This is a genomic window from Microbacterium sp. (assembly GCF_048259935.1).
Lineage (GTDB): Bacteria > Actinomycetota > Actinomycetes > Actinomycetales > Microbacteriaceae > Microbacterium.
The window spans coordinates 63020-79156 of the sequence record NZ_JBLXHF010000006.1; the positions used below are offsets into that span (position 1 = coordinate 63020).

17 protein-coding genes are annotated in these 16137 nt (G+C 64.0%); 5 read left to right on the forward strand and 12 right to left on the reverse strand.

The window, feature by feature from the left end:
- Positions 1–4 precede the first annotated feature (4 nt).
- On the forward strand, positions 5–1558 hold the full coding sequence (gene lnt, locus ACN0RC_RS11480; RefSeq protein ID WP_417511829.1) for an apolipoprotein N-acyltransferase: 1554 nt from the start codon (positions 5–7) through the stop codon (positions 1556–1558).
- On the opposite strand, the gene ACN0RC_RS11485 is transcribed toward lnt, so the two are convergent.
- The 4 genes from ACN0RC_RS11485 to ACN0RC_RS11500 form a co-directional block, all read right to left on the reverse strand.
- The gene (locus tag ACN0RC_RS11485) at positions 1555–1938 is read right to left on the reverse strand and encodes an RNA polymerase-binding protein RbpA (RefSeq protein WP_417511831.1); all 384 of its coding nucleotides are present in this window, start codon (positions 1936–1938) and stop codon (positions 1555–1557) included. The genes lnt and ACN0RC_RS11485 overlap by 4 nt on opposite strands.
- A gap of 113 nt (positions 1939–2051) precedes the next feature.
- Positions 2052–2822 carry a glycerophosphodiester phosphodiesterase family protein gene (locus ACN0RC_RS11490; RefSeq protein WP_417511833.1) on the reverse strand — a complete coding sequence of 257 codons (771 nt, stop codon included), beginning with the start codon at positions 2820–2822 and terminating at the stop codon, positions 2052–2054.
- Positions 2819–3751, reverse strand: a complete 933-nt coding sequence (locus tag ACN0RC_RS11495) for an SPFH domain-containing protein (protein ID WP_417511835.1) — start codon at positions 3749–3751, stop codon at positions 2819–2821. Before ACN0RC_RS11495 ends, ACN0RC_RS11490 begins: the two co-directional genes overlap by 4 nt.
- A 37-nt stretch (positions 3752–3788) precedes the next feature.
- Positions 3789–4262, reverse strand: coding sequence for an NfeD family protein (locus ACN0RC_RS11500; RefSeq protein WP_417511837.1), 474 nt, complete (start codon positions 4260–4262; stop codon positions 3789–3791).
- A 123-nt stretch (positions 4263–4385) separates the two neighbouring features.
- Between ACN0RC_RS11500 and ACN0RC_RS11505 the strand changes: the two genes are divergently transcribed.
- Positions 4386–5150 carry an SDR family oxidoreductase gene (locus tag ACN0RC_RS11505; RefSeq protein ID WP_417511839.1) on the forward strand — a complete coding sequence of 255 codons (765 nt, stop codon included), beginning with the start codon at positions 4386–4388 and terminating at the stop codon, positions 5148–5150.
- A 10-nt stretch (positions 5151–5160) separates the two neighbouring features.
- Here ACN0RC_RS11505 and ACN0RC_RS11510 read toward each other — a convergent pair whose 3' ends face one another.
- Positions 5161–5751 carry an HdeD family acid-resistance protein gene (locus ACN0RC_RS11510; protein WP_417511841.1) on the reverse strand — a complete coding sequence of 197 codons (591 nt, stop codon included), beginning with the start codon at positions 5749–5751 and terminating at the stop codon, positions 5161–5163.
- Positions 5752–5846: 95 nt separating this feature from the next.
- On the opposite strand from ACN0RC_RS11510, the gene ACN0RC_RS11515 reads away from it, so the two are divergent.
- Complete coding sequence (locus ACN0RC_RS11515; protein WP_417511842.1) at positions 5847–8204, forward strand: ATP-binding cassette domain-containing protein; 2358 nt, start codon at positions 5847–5849, stop codon at positions 8202–8204.
- Positions 8205–8215: 11 nt separating this feature from the next.
- On the opposite strand, the gene ACN0RC_RS11520 is transcribed toward ACN0RC_RS11515, so the two are convergent.
- Positions 8216–9139, reverse strand: a complete 924-nt coding sequence (locus ACN0RC_RS11520) for a zinc-binding dehydrogenase (protein ID WP_417511844.1) — start codon at positions 9137–9139, stop codon at positions 8216–8218.
- 60 nt (positions 9140–9199) lie between these two features.
- On the opposite strand from ACN0RC_RS11520, the gene ACN0RC_RS11525 reads away from it, so the two are divergent.
- Positions 9200–9640, forward strand: a complete 441-nt coding sequence (locus tag ACN0RC_RS11525) for a MarR family winged helix-turn-helix transcriptional regulator (protein WP_417511846.1) — start codon at positions 9200–9202, stop codon at positions 9638–9640.
- 319 nt (positions 9641–9959) lie between these two features.
- The gene (locus tag ACN0RC_RS11530) at positions 9960–11222 is read left to right on the forward strand and encodes an MFS transporter (protein WP_417512093.1); all 1263 of its coding nucleotides are present in this window, start codon (positions 9960–9962) and stop codon (positions 11220–11222) included.
- Positions 11223–11226: 4 nt separating this feature from the next.
- Here the strand turns inward: ACN0RC_RS11530 and ACN0RC_RS11535 are convergent, their stop codons facing one another.
- The 6 genes from ACN0RC_RS11535 to ACN0RC_RS11560 all read right to left on the reverse strand — a co-directional run bounded on the left by ACN0RC_RS11535 (position 11227) and on the right by ACN0RC_RS11560 (position 16137).
- Positions 11227–11487 (reverse strand): DUF6458 family protein, encoded by a 261-nt coding sequence (locus tag ACN0RC_RS11535; RefSeq protein ID WP_417511847.1) that lies wholly within the window; start codon positions 11485–11487, stop codon positions 11227–11229.
- A 127-nt stretch (positions 11488–11614) separates the two neighbouring features.
- The gene (locus ACN0RC_RS11540) at positions 11615–12358 is read right to left on the reverse strand and encodes a formylglycine-generating enzyme family protein (RefSeq protein ID WP_417511849.1); all 744 of its coding nucleotides are present in this window, start codon (positions 12356–12358) and stop codon (positions 11615–11617) included.
- A complete protein-coding gene (locus ACN0RC_RS11545) occupies positions 12355–12981 on the reverse strand; it encodes a YczE/YyaS/YitT family protein (RefSeq protein ID WP_417511851.1) in 627 nt (208 codons plus the stop codon). The genes ACN0RC_RS11540 and ACN0RC_RS11545 overlap by 4 nt, the downstream gene beginning before the upstream one ends.
- Entirely contained in the window at positions 12978–13721 is a 744-nt protein-coding gene (locus ACN0RC_RS11550; RefSeq protein WP_417512095.1) for an SGNH/GDSL hydrolase family protein, read from the reverse strand. Before ACN0RC_RS11550 ends, ACN0RC_RS11545 begins: the two co-directional genes overlap by 4 nt.
- A gap of 44 nt (positions 13722–13765) precedes the next feature.
- Positions 13766–15115 (reverse strand): MFS transporter, encoded by a 1350-nt coding sequence (locus ACN0RC_RS11555; RefSeq protein ID WP_417511852.1) that lies wholly within the window; start codon positions 15113–15115, stop codon positions 13766–13768.
- Positions 15112–16137 (reverse strand): LLM class flavin-dependent oxidoreductase, encoded by a 1026-nt coding sequence (locus ACN0RC_RS11560; RefSeq protein ID WP_417511854.1) that lies wholly within the window; start codon positions 16135–16137, stop codon positions 15112–15114. Before ACN0RC_RS11560 ends, ACN0RC_RS11555 begins: the two co-directional genes overlap by 4 nt.

Genomic DNA, 16137 nt, shown 5'->3' on the forward strand with positions numbered 1-16137 from the left:
ACGGATGCCCACCCCCTCTGCCGAGCCATCGCCGGCTCGTTCCCCGCACAGACCACGTGCGATCCTCCCACTCTGGCTCGCCGTCATCTGCGCGGCGCTGGGGGGCTGGCTAATGGATCTCGCCTATCCATCCGTGAGCGCGTGGATCCTTGCGTTTCCCGCGGTTGCGCTGTTGCTGCTCGCACTCATCGGGCGACGAGCGGGGGGAGCGCTGCTGGTCGGTTTCGTCTACGGCGCGGTGTTCTTCTTCCTGCTCGTCTCGTGGACTTCGCGTTATCTCGGCGTCATCCCGTGGGCAGCGCTTGCGCTGTTGGAGGCTGCCCTGACGGCGGCGGCCGTGATCCTGATCTCTCTGGCGTATCGCTGGCTGCCTCGTGCGTTTCCCGGGCCCGTAGGGCGCCTGGTGGCGCTTCCTGCGACCGTGGCGGCGCTCTGGGTGGCGCTGGAGCTGTTCCTGGGTTCGTGGCCGTATACGGGCTTCCCCTGGGCCCGTCTGGGCATGACGCAGTCGCAGAGCCCACTGGCGACTCTGACATCATGGGTCGGAGTGAGCGGACTGAGCTTCTTCATGGTGTTCATCGTCGCGATGCTCATTGAGAGCGTGCGTCTTCGCCTGTGGCAGCATCCGCTTCGGCTGGCGGTCCCCGGCGCGATCATTCTCGTCCTTTTGGTCACTCCGGCGTTCCCGACCGCTTCGGCAGGAACAATGCGCATCGGAGCGGTCCAGGGGAACGGTCCGACCGGCTATTTCGATCATCGCGAGCCTTTCTCGGTGATCCAGGCTCAGACGGACGCGACTGAGCCTCTTCTCGGGCAGGACATGGATCTTCTGGTCTGGCCCGAAGGCGGCATCGACGGTGATCCATTCCAGAATGACGCCATTGCACGCCGCCTGACACGTGTGACGAACCGTGTCGATGCGCCACTGCTCGCGAATGCGGCCACCGCACGCGGGGACGAGTACTTCAACACCTCGATGCTCTGGACGCAGGACGGGACGGCCGAGCAGTCTCACGACAAGCGGTATCCGGTGCCGTTCGGCGAATACGTCCCTGATCGCGCGTTCTACTATGCGATCGTTCCGGAGCTCATCGGGCTGATCGGGCGAGAGTACTCGCACGGCACCAACCCGCCTCTGGTGGACGTCGACGGTGTGAAGGTCGGTCTCGCGATCTGCTTCGACGTCATTTACGACGACGTCATCCGTGAAGGGGTCATGGGTGGCGCTGAGGTGCTGGTATTCCAGACGAACAATGCCGACTTCCGCGGCACGGACGAGAACCTGCAGCAGCTCGCGTTCGCGCGTATGCGGGCGATCGAAACCGGTCGGAGTGTCGTGAACATCTCTACCGTCGGGGCGAGTCAGATGATCGGCCCTGACGGTCGAACCACGGCCGCCCTTGACGCAGATGAGGCCGGGGCGATGCTCGAACAAGTCGAACTTCGCTCCGGCCTCACCGCTGGTGTTGTCATCGGCCCCTGGTTGCAGCAGCTGCTGTTCTGGGGCGGGCTGGGAGTGCTCCTGGTCGGGTGGTGGCGCTCCCGGCGGGGGCGTTAAGCCCCGATCTTCGCCTGATCTGGTGACTGCGCGGTTCCGCGTCGCTCACGGATGAACGCGAGGCGCTCCTCGAGGAGCTCTTCGAGTTCTGCGCGGCTGCGTCGTTCGAGCAGCATGTCCCAGTGGGTGCGTGCGACCTTCTCGTCCGTCGGGTCGGGCGTGATGGTCTGGCCGTCCACGAGCAGCACAGCTTCAGCACTGCAGGCGCGGCACTCCCACTTCTGCGGCGGCTCGGCATCGGCGGCGAACATCAGTGATGTGATGCTGTCGCACGTTTCACACTTATAGGTCGTCTCGCGGCGTTCCATGAAAACGACGCCCTCTTCGCTCTGTAGGCTCTGGGCGCCGAGTCGGATGCCGCGCAGGCTGCGATCTGCCATTTTGTGGTCCTCTCGTCGTCCTCAGGTATATCGCTTGCGCCTGTGTGCAGGCTCAATGCGGCCGAGTTCAGGGAGGTATTCACAGTCGAATCCCAGTCCTGTGCGATTCGGACTCAGGTGAGGGTCTCCAGGGCGAGATCGGCCCGGTCGGTGATGATGCCATCGACGCCGGCTGCGTTCAGGCGCTCCATGTCGGCCAGGTCGTTCACGGTCCACACGTGAACCTCGACGTCGTGCCGATGCGCGGCGCGGAGCAGCGCCGGGGTGAGCACCCGCACCCGCCCGAAGCGCTCGGGAATCTGGAGGGCGTCGAGACCGCGAAGCACCCGGGCAGGCGAGGTTCGAAGCGCAGACAGCAGTCGCATCGCGATCATGCTCGTCTGGCCGGCTGATGCCGCGGGTCGCATCATCGCTCCCGCGTCGAGCGTGGCCTGGATCGCGCGGCCGCGACGGGCATCCGAGAAGCTCGTCAGCAGAACCCTGTGGGCGTGCGGAGCGATCATGGCGCCCAGGGGAGCAGCCGCGGCATCCGTCTTCACATCGATGTTGAATCGCGTCTCGGGAAACGAGTCGAGCATCTCGCTGACCGTCAGCAGCCCACCGTGCGGTGCGTAGAGCTCTCGGAGCTCCGCGGTGCGCACTTCGTCAACCCGGCGACCGTCATTCAGGAGTCGACGGAGTGTCTCATCGTGGATGAGGATCACGTCGCCGTCCACGGTGACGCGGCAGTCCGTCTCGATGTAGTCGACGCCTGCCGCGTGCGCCGCTGCAAAAGCTGCAGCGGTGTTCTCCCATACGCTGTGCGCCACGCCGGATGCTGAGACGAGACCGCGGTGAGCGAAGACTCGAGGCCGTGCCGCCTTGGTGAAAAAGGGGTGTGTCACGCGCCGGGCGTGCCCGTCGGCGGCTGCCCGGAGCCCGTGCGGGGAGTGAAGGCCGTGCCGATGCCCTTGAGTGCTTCCGTCAGCTCACTGGGCACGATCCAGAGCTTGCTGGATGCGCTGTCGGCGATCTTCGGCAGCATCTGCAGGTACTGGTAGGCGAGCAGTTTGTCGTCAGGCGCGCCCTGGTGGATCGACGCGAAGACGTTCTGAATGGCTTCTGCCTCACCCTGTGCGCGCAGCACTGCGGCCTGCTTGTCACCCTCAGCGCGCAGGATCTCTGCCTGGCGTGCACCTTCTGCCTCGAGGATCGCGGACTGCTTTGTTCCCTCTGCGGTCAGGATCGCTGCGCGACGATCGCGCTCCGCGCGCATCTGCTTCTCCATGGAATCCTGGATCGACAGGGGCGGGTCGATCGCTTTGAGCTCGACGCGTCCGACGCGGATGCCCCATTTTCCTGTCGCTTCGTCGAGGACGACGCGCAGCTGACCGTTGATGTTGTCGCGGCTGGTGAGCGCCTCTTCGAGGTTCAGGCCGCCGACGACGTTACGGAGTGTCGTGGTCGTCAGCTGCTCGACAGCGCCGAGGTAGTTCGCGATCTCATAGGTCGCGGCGCGGGCGTCGGTGACCTGGAAGTAGACGACCGTGTCGATCGAGACGACGAGGTTGTCTTCGGTGATCACCGGCTGCGGGGGGAAGGAGACGACCTGCTCGCGCATGTCGATCAACGGGCGGAGCCGGTCGATGAAGGGCACGAGGATGTTCAGACCCGGGGTGAGGGTCTTGTGATAGCGGCCCAGGCGCTCGACCACGCCAGCGGTGGCCTGCGGGATGATGCGAATGGATCGCGCAACGGTCACCACCACGAAGATGATGACGGCGATCGCGAGGATCCAGCCGATCGCGGTGGGGATGAACGAGGAGTCGTTCACGAATTCTCCTAGTCGGTTGGGGGCGTGGTCTGTCAAGCTAGTCGTGTGCGGGGTGCACGATGGCGGTCGCACCGCTGATCGTCGCGATCGTGACAGGTGCGCCCTGCGGAATCAGGACCGCTGTCTCAGTACGCGCCGTCCAGGTGTCGCCATTGCTGACCTTGACCTGGCCGGAGACCTGAGTGATGTCGGCGAGCGCGGTGCCACGCAGACCGATGAGCGCATCCACGTTCGATTTCGTCGGATCCTCGCCGCGATGCAATCGGCGCAGCAGGGGAGGCCTGATGAACAGGATGAAGAGAGCCGCAGCGACGGCGGCAATGATCAACTGTGCCCACAGCGGCAGGCCGATGAGACCAACGACGAGTCCGACGATGCTTCCGAGTGCGAGCATCAAGAAGGTGAAATCGAGCGTGAGCATCTCGATCACGAGGAAGACCGCGATGAGGACGAGCCAGCCGATCCAGGCCCATTCCGTAACGAGCGATATGAAGACGGATGCGTCGTCCATGGCGTCCTCCTTTTGTCGTCAACCTATCACGCGGCACCGTCATTCCGAGGTGCGCTCGACCTCGTTGGTAAAGTGATCAGGCCGCGTTTCCCGCGGCGTTTCCCCGCACGACAAGGAGTCACCGTGACCGACGTTCTGCCCGCAGGTTCCCTCGCTGGAAAGGTCGCGCTGGTCACCGGCTCGTCTCGCGGTATCGGTGCCGACACCGTCCGCTATTTCGCCGAGGCTGGTGCGGATGTCGTCATCAACTTCCGCAACAAGGCTCCCCGCGCCGAGAAGCTCGCCGCACAGCTGCGTGAGCTGGGCGGCCGTGCGCTCGTCGTCGGCGCAGATCTCACCGACCCGGCATCCGTCTCGGAGATGTTCGACAGGGTGCGCGCTGAGTACGGCAAGCTCGATGTCTTGGTCCTGAACGCATCCGGTGGCATGGAGGCCGGTATGGCCGAGGACTACGCACTCACTCTCAACCGCGATGCGCAGCTCAGCGTTCTCAACAGCGCCCTCCCGCTGCTTGCCGAGGGATCCCGCGTGGTCTTCGTCACGAGCCACCAGGCGCACTTCATCCGCACGACGCCGACGATGCCCGAGTACGAGCCTGTAGCGCTGTCCAAGCGAGCCGGTGAAGACGCACTGCGTGAGCTCATTCCTTCGCTTGAGGCGAAGGGCATCGGTTTCACCGTGGTGTCGGGTGACATGATCGAGGGCACGATCACCGCAACACTCCTCGAGCGCGCGAACCCCGGCGCGATCTCTGCGCGTCGTGAGGACGCCGGGCGTCTCTACAACGTTTCGGAGTTCGCGGCGGAGGTGGCTCAGGCTGCGGTCGATCCGGTCCCCGACGACAACACGCGCCTGATCGGCGACACCAGCGGATTCGTCGCCGAGTAACCAGGGGCGATCAGACCTGTTCGGTCAGGAGACCCGAGATCTGCTTCTCATCGCGCCCGAGCGTGATCGCACGGATGATCTGGATGATGCCGAGCACCACAAGAGTGATTCCGAGGACCCACCACAGAGCGACGGCGGCGAGCAGCGGCGAGAACAGCACGATGACACCGGCGGCGATGCTGAGGATTGCGTAGATGATCGTCCAGGCCTTCGAGCCGTCCTTGTTCAGGAGGGTGAGCGAGACGATGCCATCGACGATCCAGCTCACACCGAGGAAGATCGCCGTGACGAACGCGAGGGTGATGGTGGCGGCGGCAAGGTTCAGGAATGCCACGACACCGGCAACGATGTAGAGCGCGCCGAGCGCGATGAAGCCGATGCGGGCCCAGCCGCTCTTCCGGCCAGAGAAGATCCCGAGCCCGACATAGACGAGGCCGGCGATGATCAAGTACGCGGCGATGATGCCGGTGACGATGATCGCGGTCTTCAGAGGCCAGACCAGGAGCACGACTCCGGTGATCAGCGCGATCGCCCCGGAGACTGCCAAAGTGACGCGGATCGACTTGAAGAAAGATCTCACCTCGGTGAGCGAATCAGACATGGGACGCAACTCTCTGTGAGGGGCCTGTGAAAGGTGACTCCACAGTAGCGCGCCGAGGGTGCTCGTTGTCAGAGGCCCGTGACAAGATTCTTCACATGACTGAAGCGCGTCGTCCTGCTGATGCACACGATTTCATCCAGGTTAGGGGAGCCCGCGAGAACAATCTCAAGAACGTCGACGTCGATATCCCCAAACGGCGGTTGACCGTGTTCACGGGAGTTTCCGGTTCGGGCAAGAGCTCGCTCGTGTTCGATACGATCGCCGCTGAGTCGCGCCGGATGATCGATGAGACCTACAGCGCCTTCGTCCAAGGCTTCATGCCTTCGGTCCCGCGGCCTGATGTCGATGTCCTCGAGGGGCTGACGACGGCGATCATCGTCGACCAGGAGCGCCTCGGTGCGAATCCGCGATCAACCGTCGGGACAGTCACGGACGCCAATGCGATGCTGCGCATTCTGTTCTCGAAGCTCGGCACGCCCTACATCGGCGGACCCACCGCATTCTCTTTCAACATCCCGACACAGAAGGCCAGCGGCGTGATGACCGGGCCCGGCGGGGAGAAGAAGATCGTCAAAGATGCGATCTATCTCGGCGGCATGTGCCCGCGTTGCGAAGGCCGGGGGACGGTGTCGGATCTCGACCTCGCGCAGATCGTGGACGAAACGAAGTCGCTCAACGAGGGAGCGATCATGGTGCCGGGATACACGGCTGACGGGTGGATGGTGAAGGGATTCTCCGAGTCCGGTTTCTATCCTGCAGACAAGCCGATCGAGGACTTCACCGAGAAGCAGCGGCACCTGTTCCTCTACGGTGAGGTCACCAAGGTCAAGATCAGTGGAATCAATATGACCTATGAGGGCCTGATCCCGAAGATCACCAAGTCGATGCTGTCCAAAGACCTCGACGCGCTGCAGCCGCACATCCGTGCGTTCGTGGAACGCGTAGCATCCTTCGCCACCTGCCCGGAATGCGAGGGAACGCGGCTGACAGAGGGCGCGCGCTCTTCGAAGATCGACGGTGTCAGCATTGCGGACGCATGCCGGATGCAGGTGACAGACCTCGCGGCGTGGGCGAGCAGCCTCAGTCTCCCGCAGGCTGGCCCGCTGCTCGAAGCTCTCAAGACCAATCTGGATGCGTTCGTGACGCTGGGACTCGGGTACCTGAGTCTGGATCGTCCCTCAGGAACCCTGAGCGGGGGAGAGGCGCAACGGATCAAGATGCTGCGGCACCTCGGTTCGTCGCTGACTGATATCACCTACGTGTTCGATGAGCCGACGATCGGTCTGCACCCGCATGACATTCAGCGGATGAACTCGCTGCTTCTGAAACTGCGCGACAAAGGCAACACGGTGCTCGTGGTCGAGCACAAGCCCGAGACGATCGAGATCGGCGACCACGTGGTCGACCTCAGTCCTGCAGCCGGAAGCGGGGGAGGGGAGATCTGCTTCGAAGGCACGGTTGATGGGCTCCGAGCCAGTGGCTCGATCACCGGTCAGCATCTCGACGATCGGGCATCGCTGAAAGCAGCCTTCAGAACGCACAACGGATCGATCGAGATCCGCGGTGCGTCCACGAACAATCTGCAGAATGTCGACGTCGATATTCCCAAGGGAGTCCTGACCGTCATCACCGGCGTCGCGGGGTCGGGAAAGAGCTCGCTGATCCACGGGTCGGTGTCGATGCGCGAAGGTGTGGTGTCGATCGACCAGAGCGCGATCAAGGGATCTCGTCGCAGCAATCCGGCGACGTACACCGGAATGCTCGAACCGATCCGCAAGGCGTTCGCCAAGGCGAATGGTGTGAAGCCGGCGCTGTTCAGTGCGAACTCCGAAGGAGCCTGCCCATCGTGCAAGGGTGCCGGTGTCATCATCACCGAACTCGGGTTCATGGACACGATCGAGACTCCCTGCGAGGACTGCGGGGGCAAGCGGTTCCAGGCGGCGGTGCTCCAGTACAAACTCGGCGGCAAAGACATCACCCAGGTCCTCGATCTTCCGGTCTCCGAGGCTCGCGAGTTCTTCGCACAGCCCGACTCGAAGATTCCTGCGGCGGTCGCGATCCTGCAACGACTCGACGACGTCGGGCTCGGCTATCTTTCGCTCGGCCAGCCGCTCTCTACTCTGTCGGGTGGCGAGCGTCAGCGCGTCAAGCTCGCCATTCAGATGGGTGGTCAAGGCGATATCTACGTGCTTGATGAGCCGACCTCGGGGCTGCACCTCGCAGACGTCGACAAGATCCTCGGCTTGCTCGACCGACTGGTAGACGCAGGGAAGACGGTCATCGTCATCGAACACCATCAAGCGGTCATGGCCCACGGCGATTGGGTCATCGACGTGGGCCCCGGCGCCGGGCACGATGGCGGCCGCGTGGTGTTCGAAGGCACGCCGGGCGATCTCGTTGCGGCGAAGTCGACATTGACGGGCGAGTACCTCGCGGAGTACGTGGGCCGCTGAGAGTGCCTGCCCTACGGGACGACCACGATCCGCTCTTCGGTAGTCGAATCCCATTCCGAAGCCACCCGCGCGAGCGGGACGGCACGCGCCTTCACTTCGATGCTCCCGTTGCTGAGCGCATCCACGAGTTCGGGGAGCTCGCCGATCATCTCCCGCGCGGTCACTGAGCCCATCCCGCTGCCGACGATATCAAGGCGAGCGGAGCGCAGCGTCGCGGCGGAAACCGGTGAGATATCGGACGCCATAGACCCCAACTGAACCCACGTCAGAGGTGCGCCGCGATCGGATCGTGCGGTCAGCATCTGCATCATCCCTCGTGCTGCGGGCTCGCCCCAGACGTAGTCGAGTACGACGTCTGCGTCGGCAGCCTCGTCCAGAGCATCCAGAGTGCAGATCTCATCAGCACCGAGCGCCGGAACACGCGCGAGCCGATATTCGTCCCTGCCGGCGGCGGTGACGTGTTCAGCCCCGAGAAGTTTTGCGATCTGCACCGCCATGCGTCCTGCATTGCCGGTGGCACCCAGGACGAGCACGCGCTGCGCCGGAGCAGTGGGGATGCGACAGCGAAGGGCCACCCAGGACGACATCGCTGGATTCATGGCTGCCGCGATCAAAACGGGATCCACCGTGTCGGGAAGGCGCACAGCGCGTCGGGGGTCAATGACGGTGCGGTCTGCGAAAGTGCCGACTGAACCGCCCTCGAGCGCAACGTAGTGCAGCTGCCCGTTGACATCGCGGACGACACCGTCGACGCCGGGAACGAGGGGAAGAGCAGCGGTATTGCTGTAATGCATCCCCAGCGCCTTTGCTCGTGTCAAGTGGTGCAGGCCAGCTGCGAGCACGTCGACTACGACTTCGCCTTCGCGCGCTTCGGGCTCAGGTACTTCGGTGTACCGAGGTGGCTGAGTGACATCGGAGAGTAGTGCTGCGTGCATGACGACCTCTGGATATAGTTGGGATAACGAACTACATTAGAATGGTACGTAATACGAACTATGTCAACACTCGATGAAAACTCAGAAGGCGCCGAAGTGCGAGAAGTGCTGGCCGACGCCCTGGTGCAGAGCGCCTTTGAGATCACGAGCGTGCTCTCGGAGATCGGAGCCGCGCACGACATGTCGCTCACGCAATTGCGAGTGCTCGGGATTCTGCGCGACCGGCGGCCGCGCGTGACAGAGCTCGCAGGGCGCCTCGGCGTTGAGAAGTCGAGCATCTCCGGGTTCCTGGATCGCGCTGAACAGCGCGGGCTGGTGGGGCGAGAGAAGAATGCTGACGATGGCCGTGTCGTCGATGTGTTCCTGACGACCGCGGGAAGAGAACTCGCCGACCGACTGTTCGACGAAGTGCGCACGGCGCTGACTCCGAGACTTCGGATGCTGCACAATGACCAGCAGAAACAGTTGCTCGAGTTGCTGCGGCCACTGCTAACGGATTAGCCGATAATGCACATTATGTCAGCTCGTAAGAGGATGATGAGCATGTTCTGCAGATAGTCCTCCTCCGGCACGCGGCCTGGCTCCCCTGATGAAAGAGCGTTCGATCTGTACTTTGCAGTATTTGCAGGAGGCGGTGCACTGATCGGCATCCTCGGAATCATCTGCGCGATCATCATCTCCGCGCGGCTCTATCGCACCCGGGAGCTGTGAGGGCCGGGGCGCGGAGTAGCGTAGAGGGGTGCCAGACGCCCTCCGCTCCCCCGCTTTCACTGGTCGATGGCGCGCATGGCTGATTTGGATCGTCGGCGTCGCCGCCTACATGCTCGCGGTCGCCAACCGTACATCTCTCGGCGCCGTAGGCGTGGATGCGGCAGAGCGATTCCATGCGGATGCTGCGACGCTCTCGCTCTTCGCCGTCGTGCAGCTCGCGGTGTACGGCGGAATGCAGATCCCGATCGGGGTTTTTCTCGACAAGTACGGTGCGCGACCGATCATCACCCTCGGCATGGTGCTCATGGCCGCAGGACAGCTGATCATGGCCATCTCTCCCAGTATCGGTATCGCTATCCTCGCGCGTGTCCTGCTCGGTGCCGGTGACGCCATGGTCTTTCCCGCGGTACTGCGTTTGATCGCGACCTGGTTCCCTGCGCAGCGCGGGCCGCTGATGGTGCAGCTGACCGGGGTGATCGGCCAGGCCGGTCAGCTGATCGCGCTGATCCCGGTCGCGGCTCTCCTGCACGCCACGACGTGGACCATCACCTTCGGCAGCATCGCCGGTCTCGGCATCCTGTTCGCGATCCTCGTGTTCGCCCTCATTCGCAATCGACCGCCGGAGATTGACGAGGACGTGACAGTCAACACCGACACCGGTGTCGTGGAAGTCGTCACGTCGACGATCGATACCGGCGTCGGCATCCGTGCGGCGTGGGCGCACCCTGGCACGCGCCTTGCCTTCTGGTCGCACTTCGCCACGCCATTCGCGGGTACGGCTTTCGTCCTTCTTTGGGGAATGCCGTTCTTGACGGCGGGTGAGGGCCTCTCCCCCGCTGAGGCCGCAACGCTGATCTCGGTGTATGTCGCTGTCGGCATGTGTCTCGGCCCCATCCTCGGCGAACTCTCGCGTCGCAACCCGAACCTACGATCCGTCGCACTCGTGCTGCCGACGATCGGCGTTCAGATGCTCGCATGGATTGCCGTCACCATCTACCCGGGCCCCGCACCGCTGTGGCTTCTGTATGTCCTCGCGATAGCTCTCGCCACCGGAGGCCCGGCGTCTATGATCGCATTCGATCACGCGCGCACGCATAATCCGGCCCACCGGTTGAGCACAGCAACAGGGCTGACGAATGCCGGTGGCTTCGTCGCCGCCCTCACCGCAGTATTCCTGATCGGACTAGTGCTCGATCTGCAGGGTGCAGGAACACCCGACACCTACTCGCTCGAGGCGTTCCGTCTTGCGTTCCTGACTCAGGTTCCGCTCTGGCTGCTCGGCGTCGTCTTCATCCTCATCGAGCGCAAGCGCACCAGAATCCGGATGGGGCTCGACCCGGAACGGGTGCGCCGCTCCCAGTCACGCAGATGAAGACCTACAGCGTCGTGTCGTCCGGTGCGCTTGTCGAGCGGCGAGTCGTCTGCGTGCCAGCCCCGGGGTCGACAGAGGTGCGCGTAACGGAGTTCGTCTGCCGGCGTCGAGCGACGAGGATCAGACCGATGATGAAGACGACGGCGCCTGCACCCATCAGGATGTATCCGATCAGGTCCAGGTTCGCCCAGGACACCTCGATGTTGATTGCGAATGCGAGGATCGCGCCGATCACGAACAGGGCGATTCCGGTACCTATGCTCATCGTCATCCCTTCCAATGCCGCGGGTCGGCACTCTTCCAGGGCCGCAACCCTGCGAGACCTCGATGATGGCAGTAATTCGAATCCTCGGCAACGGGTTGACATGGCAGGACCCAGCACTGCTGTCCGGTCAGCGGCGCGGTGTCCAGCCTGACGGCAGCGGACCGCTGCCCGACGCTCGCTCTCGATCGGCTGCCGCCGACCATCCCTGCGCAGCGTCAACGCTGTCGAAGCCGCCTCGCGCCAGCCGCATCCCGACATCCTCATGGTGCATCCGGGGCGCTCCCCCGCGTCGGACAGACGCGCGAACACTCCAGGCGTCGTCGGCGTATCCGCCACCCCGGAAGACCCGGTACTCGTCATAGCGGGCAGGATCCAGAAGATCCCAGCACCATTCCCATACGTTGCCGAGCGTGTCGAAAAGTCCATGGAGATTAGGGAGCTTCCCACCGATGTTCTGTGGAGAGCTCACCCCGTCAGCAGCCGTCCATGCAACTTCGGTGAGCGGACCGTAGTGCGGTCCCACAGAGCCTGCACGACACGCGTACTCCCACTCTGCTTCTGTCGGCAGACGATAGCCGTCGCTGTCGACATGCCAGGTGATCTGCTCCCCATCGAACGAGTACGCCGAATCGAGACCCTCCCACTCCGATACCGCGTTGCAGAAGCGAATGGCACGCAGCCAGCTGAGATCCGTCGCGGGCCTGCGAGGATGCTGCCCGGCAACCCCGAGGATCTCCGACAGCTGCTCTTGGGTGACCGGATACACGCCGATCTCGAATGGCTCGAGATCGACAGCCCGACGCGTCTTTCGACGCGCGTCGCTGAGAGTGACGCTTCCGCCCGGGAGAGGGGCCATCTCGATATCGGTCATTCCTCCTGCGCTTTCGCACGCTCTGGCAGCTTCACATCGAAGATGCGCATGAAGAACTGGCAGAGCGGACCGACGAGCAACGCGAATGCGAGAGTTCCGATCCCGACGTTGCCGCCCAGCGCCCACCCGATTGCCACCACGACGATCTCAAGGCCGGTGCGGACGAGCCAGATCGGCCACCCTGTGCGGGCATGAAGCCCCGTCATCAGTCCATCACGCGGACCGGGACCGAAGCGCGCGCCGATGTACAGCCCCGTCGCGGCAGCCAAGACGAAGAGCCCGATGACGAAGAACCCGATCCGCAACCACAGCGGCTGATCGACAGGGATGAGCAGGAGCCCGACGTCCGCAGACGGCCCGACCAGCAGAGCATTCAGTATCGTACCCACGCCGTATTTCTGACGCAGCGGCAACCACAGGATGAGCACCACCACGCTCGTCAGAACGGTGATGACGCCGAACGACAGCGGCACGTGCAGCGCGATCCCCTGTGAAAGCACATCCCACGGCGCAGCGCCGATCTCGCCGCGCACCATGAAGGCGATGCCGATCCCGTACATGAACAGGCCGATCAGCAGCTGCACGATCCGGCGTGGAAGCCGCCGACCGCGCACGGAGCTCACTGAGGCGTCCGTTCCACCCAGGTCGGATATTTCGCGGCCCGCCCATCGCCAGATGAGGTGCGGGTGATGCGCCGTCTCATCCACGGGCCGACATGCTGACGGTAGTACGCGAGACCCGCTGGGCCACTCGAAGCGGAACTCGGCGCCCACCACTCGGCTGGTGGCTCGTAGCCCAGCGCATTCAATACGCGTGCTGCCACGCGGTGGTGTCCGTTCGTGTTCATGTGCAGCCGGTCTTCAGACCAATAGGCGCCGGCAGACAGTTCGCGGTCGGGCCAGTTCAGAGCGCGGACCACGTCATCACGATCAGCGATTCGGCGCAGCACAGCGGCTGAGAGCTCGTCGCCCCGCCGCTGAATCAGCGACCCCATCGGAAGCTGGCCTGCGGGGTTCGCACCGGAGAGCAGAATCACGCGGACGCCCTGCTCGTCACAACGCCGCATCACGCGCGAAAAAGTGTCGGCGATGTGCTCCACGTTCGTGCGTGGACGGAGCATGTCATTGCCACCGCCGTTGAACGACAGGTGGGTCGGTCTCAGTGCGAGCGCCGGCTCCAACTGCTCTTCGATGATGGGCCAGGCGAGCTTGCCGCGGATTGCGAAGTTCGCATACTGAATCGGATGGCCAGCGGCGTCCGCCCAACCCTGCGCTGCAATATCGGCCCAACCGCGCACCCGCCCATCGGGCAGCTCATCCCCCACCCCTTCGGTGAACGAATCCCCGATCGCTACGAATCTCACATCAACCACTGGCTCAGCCTATTGCCGTCGTGCGGCTTGTGACGTCATCGGTCATCGAGAGACTGGCCGCGTCGATCGACCAGGCCCCATGCGGCCGCGGCCGCGACAATGAAGAACAGCGCGAAGAGCACGAAGAGCATCGGCGCTCCGCCGAGGCCGAGAACGACGGGAACGAGCAACGGCGCGATGATCGATGCGATCCGCCCGATGCCGGCAGCCCACCCCGAACCCGTGCCGCGCATCGACGTCGGATAGATCTCCGGTGTCACCGCGTAGAGCGCGCCCCATGCGCCGAGGTTGAAGAAGGACAGCGCCATGCCGGATCCGATGATCGCCGCATCCCCGCTCGCTGTGCCGAAGAACACCGCCGAGACAGCGGAGCCGACGAGGAAGACCGAGAGCGTGACCCGGCGCCCCCACACTTCGATGAGCCAGGCGGCCACCGCGTAGCCCGGCAGCTGTGCGAGCGTGATCACCAACGTGAAGCCGAAGGATCGGACAAGGTCGTACCCCGCATCGACGAGGATGCTGGGGATCCAGATGAACGCCCCGTAATAGGCGAAGTTGACGCAGAACCACACCAGCCACAGGCACAGGGTTCGTGTGCGGAATTCCGCGGCCAGAAGCCTCTGCAAGCGGGCACTCGCCGTGATGGCGAGCATTCGCCCTGGTGAGTCGGGGATGCTGGTCGGGGGTGTCACAACTCCGGCATCCGCCTCGAACTTCTCGATGATGCGTTCGGCTTCACCCATCCGTCCACGTGATGCGAGCCAACGCGGCGACTCCGGCAGACCCCAGCGGACCACGAGAGCGTACGCCGCGGGTATCGCACCGAGCGCGAAAGCCCAGCGCCACCCGTCGTCAGAGAGAGGGATGATGAAGTAGCCGATCAGCGCTGCCGCCGTCCAGCCGACGGCCCAGAAGGCCTCGAGGATCACGATCAACCGCCCGCGGATCCGGGCCGGTGCGAACTCGCTCACGTAAGTCGATGCCACCGGGAGCTCGGCACCGAGCCCGAGACCGACGAAGAACCTCAGCACCAGCAGGATCGCCACCCCGCCGACCAGGGCGCTTGCGCCGGTCGCCGCGCCATAGATCAGAAGGGTGATGGCGAAGACCTGACGCCGCCCGAACCGGTCCGCGAGCAGGCCGCCGAGGCTGGCACCGAGCGCCATCCCGATGAATCCCACCGAGGCGATCCACCCGCTCTCTGCCTTGCTGATATCCCACTGCTGGGTGAGCGCGGCGAGGATGAACGAGATGAGACCGACATCCATCGCATCGAGTGCCCACCCGAGCCCTGACCCCGTCAGCAGGCGCGCATGCCGCCGAGTGAACGGCAGATCATCGAGGCGAGCAGCGAGATTCGATCTGCTGGGCAACGGGCCGGTCATGACAGCAGAGCACGAACACGCGGGATGACCTCGGTGCCATAGAGCTCGATGCTCTGCATCATCTGGTCATGACCGAGCGTGCCAGTGGCGTACTTCAGGTCGAATCTGCTGATGCCGAGTGTGCGGATAGTGTCGGCGATCTTGTTCGCCACCCGCTCGGGAGAGCCGGAGTAGATCGCACCGGCGGGGCCGACGTCGTTCTGGAATCGCGCACGGCTGTAGGTCGGCCAGCCGCGCTCTCTGCCGACCGTGTTGTTCATCGCTTCGAACCCGCTGTACGCGGCATCCCACGCCTCCTCGTCGGTGTGTGCGATGTGGCCGGGCGAGTGAACGGCGATCGGATGCTCCGGTGTCCCGAACGTCGAGATCGCACGATGGTACAACTCGACGAGCGGCGCAAAACGCTCGGCAGGTCCGCCGATGATCGCGAGCATCAGACCCAGACCATGGCGCGCGACGCGCACGACGGACTCCGGGCTGCCGCCGACGCCCACCCAGGTGCGCAGCCCCGCTTCGGTCTTGGGGAAGACGTCTGCATCCTCGAGGTCTGCACGCATCGTTCCAGACCAGGTCACCGGCTGTTCTTTCAGGAGCTCGACGAAGAGCTCGAGCTTCTCCTCGAAGAGCGCTTCATAGTCACGCAGCTCGAATCCGAACAGTGGGAACGACTCCGTGAACGATCCACGGCCGAGAACAACCTCTGCGCGCCCTGACGAGAGCGCATCGAGGGTCGAGAAGCGTTCGAACACTCGAACCGGATCATCCGATGAGAGCACCGTCACGGCGGTGCCGAGGCGGATGCGCTCGGTGCGCGCGGCGATCGCCGCCAACACCATCTCAGGAGCTGACACCGCGAAATCGGCACGATGATGCTCCCCCACGCCGAAGAAATCGACGCCGACGCTGTCGGCGAGTTCAGCCTGCGAAACGACATTGCGGATCGTCTGGGCAGCTGTCAGAAGTTCCCCATCGGCGCCGCGGGTGATGTCGCCGAAGGTGTCGAGACCGAATTCGAGGTTCAT

Bases quoted from the DNA above. Each gene is read 5' to 3' on its own strand.
- ACN0RC_RS11525 (WP_417511846.1), top strand. From the start codon at position 9,200: ATGTCAACACTCGATGAAAACTCAGAAGGCGCCGAAGTGCGAGAAGTG.
- ACN0RC_RS11520 (WP_417511844.1), bottom strand. From the start codon at position 9,139: ATGCACGCAGCACTACTCTCCGATGTCACTCAGCCACCTCGGTACACC.
- ACN0RC_RS11530 (WP_417512093.1), top strand. From the start codon at position 9,960: ATGCTCGCGGTCGCCAACCGTACATCTCTCGGCGCCGTAGGCGTGGAT.
- ACN0RC_RS11555 (WP_417511852.1), bottom strand. From the start codon at position 15,115: ATGACCGGCCCGTTGCCCAGCAGATCGAATCTCGCTGCTCGCCTCGAT.
- ACN0RC_RS11515 (WP_417511842.1), top strand. From the start codon at position 5,847: ATGACTGAAGCGCGTCGTCCTGCTGATGCACACGATTTCATCCAGGTT.
- lnt (WP_417511829.1), top strand. From the start codon at position 5: ATGCCCACCCCCTCTGCCGAGCCATCGCCGGCTCGTTCCCCGCACAGA.
- ACN0RC_RS11500 (WP_417511837.1), bottom strand. From the start codon at position 4,262: ATGGACGACGCATCCGTCTTCATATCGCTCGTTACGGAATGGGCCTGG.
- ACN0RC_RS11535 (WP_417511847.1), bottom strand. From the start codon at position 11,487: ATGAGCATAGGTACCGGAATCGCCCTGTTCGTGATCGGCGCGATCCTC.
- ACN0RC_RS11540 (WP_417511849.1), bottom strand. From the start codon at position 12,358: ATGACCGATATCGAGATGGCCCCTCTCCCGGGCGGAAGCGTCACTCTC.
- ACN0RC_RS11485 (WP_417511831.1), bottom strand. From the start codon at position 1,938: ATGGCAGATCGCAGCCTGCGCGGCATCCGACTCGGCGCCCAGAGCCTA.
- ACN0RC_RS11510 (WP_417511841.1), bottom strand. From the start codon at position 5,751: ATGTCTGATTCGCTCACCGAGGTGAGATCTTTCTTCAAGTCGATCCGC.
- ACN0RC_RS11560 (WP_417511854.1), bottom strand. From the start codon at position 16,137: ATGAACCTCGAATTCGGTCTCGACACCTTCGGCGACATCACCCGCGGC.